The sequence below is a fragment of the Erythrobacter sp. genome (assembly GCF_038133525.1).
Taxonomy (GTDB): domain Bacteria; phylum Pseudomonadota; class Alphaproteobacteria; order Sphingomonadales; family Sphingomonadaceae; genus Qipengyuania.
The window spans coordinates 472-3113 of the sequence record NZ_JAYPTL010000035.1 but is presented as its reverse complement, the minus strand read 5'-3'; the positions used below and the strand labels follow the sequence as shown (position 1 = coordinate 3113).

At 61.8% G+C, this 2642-nt stretch carries 3 protein-coding genes and 1 pseudogene; 2 read left to right on the top strand and 2 right to left on the bottom strand.

What is annotated here, in order from left to right; genetic code table 11:
- Positions 1–307 (top strand): annotated as a pseudogene (locus AAFM29_RS10525) (hypothetical protein); the annotation flags it as partial.
- Positions 304–924 carry a trimeric intracellular cation channel family protein gene (locus AAFM29_RS10520; RefSeq protein WP_341712760.1) on the top strand — a complete coding sequence of 207 codons (621 nt, stop codon included), beginning with the start codon at positions 304–306 and terminating at the stop codon, positions 922–924. The pseudogene AAFM29_RS10525 and the gene AAFM29_RS10520, both read left to right, overlap by 4 nt.
- Here AAFM29_RS10520 and AAFM29_RS10515 read toward each other — a convergent pair.
- Positions 921–1655 carry a hypothetical protein gene (locus AAFM29_RS10515; RefSeq protein WP_341712759.1) on the bottom strand — a complete coding sequence of 245 codons (735 nt, stop codon included), beginning with the start codon at positions 1653–1655 and terminating at the stop codon, positions 921–923. The genes AAFM29_RS10520 and AAFM29_RS10515 overlap by 4 nt on opposite strands.
- 125 nt (positions 1656–1780) lie before the next feature.
- On the bottom strand, positions 1781–2371 hold the full coding sequence (locus AAFM29_RS10510) for a hypothetical protein (protein ID WP_341712758.1): 591 nt from the start codon (positions 2369–2371) through the stop codon (positions 1781–1783).
- Between the last annotated feature and the right edge of the window lie 271 nt (positions 2372–2642).

Below are 2642 nucleotides of genomic sequence, written 5' to 3'. Positions count from 1 at the left end.
CCGGAAATTCGCCGCCGATGCCGTGCCCTTCGACTTCCGACGCGAAATGCCGGTCTGGCAGGTTGCGCTGGTGGACGGCACCAATGTCTATGTCGGGATCGAAAGCGGGCGGGTCGAAGCCGTGCGGACCCGCTGGTGGCGTTTCTATGACTTCATGTGGGGGCTCCACATCATGGACCTCCAGACACGCGAGGACACGCATCATCCCATCCTGATAACCTTTGCCGCACTCTCGATGTTCGGCGCGCTGCTCGGCTGCATCCTGATGTTCCGCCGGCGCAAGGCACGGGTTAAAGTGCCCAAATGAACCCCGAAGTGCTCACCCCCTTGCTCGACTGGCTCGACCTTGCGGGTGTGGCAATCTTCGCCATGACGGGCGCCTTGGTCGCCGCGCGGCAGAAACAGACCTTGGTGACCTTGTCGTTCTTCGCACTCGTCACCGGGGTCGGCGGGGGCACGATCCGCGACCTGCTGATCGGTGCGCCAGTGTTCTGGATCCACGACGCCTGGGTGGCGGCGATCTGCCTCGGCATGGCGCTATTCGCCTGGTTCACCCCCACACGCTGGTGGGACGGCAGCGTGCTGCAGGTCGCCGACGGCTTGGGCTTGGCCGCCTATGCAGTGCTGGGCACCGCCAAGGCGCTGGAATACGGCCTGCCACCAGTTCCGGCAGGCCTGATGGGGATCATCACGGGCTGTGCGGGCGGGATCATTCGCGACGTAATTGCCGGGCGTCCGTCGATCCTGATGAAACCCGAACTCTACGTGACCGCCGCAGCCCTGGCTGCTGCCGTCACTGTGATCGGAGACGTCAGCGGGCTTCCCCGCGTATGGGTCTGGGTCGCGGCAACAGGCGCAGGATTCGGCCTGCGGCTTGCAGCAATCAAGTGGAAGCTCGCCCTCCCCGCCTACGAGCGGGATTAGGTCCGGCTCAGGTCGCCGTCGATCGGCTCTTCGCCCGGAAGAGGGCCGCCGGGATAGGCTGGCTGTGCGTCGTCTTGCCCGTCGATCCTTGCGCGTGCCTGCGCATAGGTGTCGTCGTCGTACTGCGCATCTTCCTGCTGGTCGTAGCTGTAGCCGCCCTGCCCCGCTTCGCCTTCGCGATAGGGCGCATCCGCACCGCGACCGTAACTGATCGCTTCGATCCGGCCATTGTTGCCGATTGAACAGTTGAAGCCCTCGCCGTTGTACAACGAACCGCTGACTTGCCAGCCCTGCCCCGTGCGATTGACCGATTCGATGCTGTCGATGCGAACATTGCGTTCGATCTCTCCGGCGCAGATCGAGACGGCCCGATCAATTCCGCGGGCGTCGCTGTCATTGTAACGCGAGTTGTCGCGGCGAGCCTCAGGATAGCGATAGCGGTCGTCGCGCGAGCGCCGGTCTGCATTGGATGCTGCACTCGCGACTGCGGCAATACCACCGATGATCAGTATGCCGGCAAGGACATCACCGGCATCGACTCCGCGATGGCGCCGGTAGCGATACCAGCGGTGATTGTGTGCAGTGTCGTCTCCGGGAACCCAGGCGGGAGCGGTGTTCATGGCCAAACGACCGGACGGCACGGGAAGGTCCGCAGCAAGCACCGGCGAAGCGGAAAGCGACAGCGCGGCAGCAAGCGCCGGAATGGCAGTGAGTGAGAACTTGGTCGGCATGATCCCGAAACCCTTCGAAGCGCACCCCCACCAGGTCCGCATGGCAATACACTAGGGCGAAACTAGGCGGTTCAGACTGCATGGAGCCTGAACCGCCCGATTATGGCACTTGGAGCAGACCGCGCCTAGCGCAGGCCGCGAATGCCCTTGAAGTCGACATCGGTGACACGACCACGCTCGATATAGCAGGTGAAGCTGCCGCTATCGCGGTCGTTCCAGCGGTCATAACGATCATGCCGGTCACGATGGCCCCAACGGTCATAGCGACCACCGCCATAATTGCCGTCTACGACCATCCTGCCCTTGACCCTCCAGCCATAGCGCGTGTCATCCACGTCACGGATGTCGGTTACCTGAGCGTAGCGATAGCCATAACGCCTTGCATCCTGGCGTGCGGCATTGACGCAGCGTTCCACAGCACGGCGCGGATTTCCGCGGTGCGCGTAGGCGTTATAGCGGTAATCGCTGCCGTCACGATAATAGCGACCGTCACGGTAATAGCGTCCGTCGCGATAGTAGTCGCGATCCTTGCTGGCGGCGCTGGCAATCGCGGCGATGCCGCCGATGACGACTGCTCCGGCAATAACGTCACCAACGGAAATACCGTCATGGTCGCGATCGCGGGCCTGGGCCGGGGTAGCTCCCGCTAGCGCCATGGCGCCCACGGCAGCCGTTGCGATCCCACCCTTCGCAATGGACTTGAGGTTCGTGATCATGTGAGGCTCTCCTCAGAAGTACCGTGGCGGGATTGCCTCGGTTGAGCCCCTTCTATGTGATTCGCAGTGAGGTGGCGCTGAACTCGGATGACAGTCTTTGTTCAGCTTTACATCTACTTTTATGAACGTGTATTACAACGCAATTTCATAGGCTTGGTTCACAAACACCACCCCAGCCGCTCTCGAACATGGACATCTCACAACCCATATCCGGCGAACATTGTTCATTTAGCGAGATATTTTTCTTAATAGAGATATCGTTGCCGGAGAC

Bases quoted from the DNA above. Each gene is read 5' to 3' on its own strand.
- AAFM29_RS10520 (WP_341712760.1), top strand. From the start codon at position 304: ATGAACCCCGAAGTGCTCACCCCCTTGCTCGACTGGCTCGACCTTGCG.
- AAFM29_RS10515 (WP_341712759.1), bottom strand. From the start codon at position 1,655: ATGCCGACCAAGTTCTCACTCACTGCCATTCCGGCGCTTGCTGCCGCG.
- AAFM29_RS10510 (WP_341712758.1), bottom strand. From the start codon at position 2,371: ATGATCACGAACCTCAAGTCCATTGCGAAGGGTGGGATCGCAACGGCT.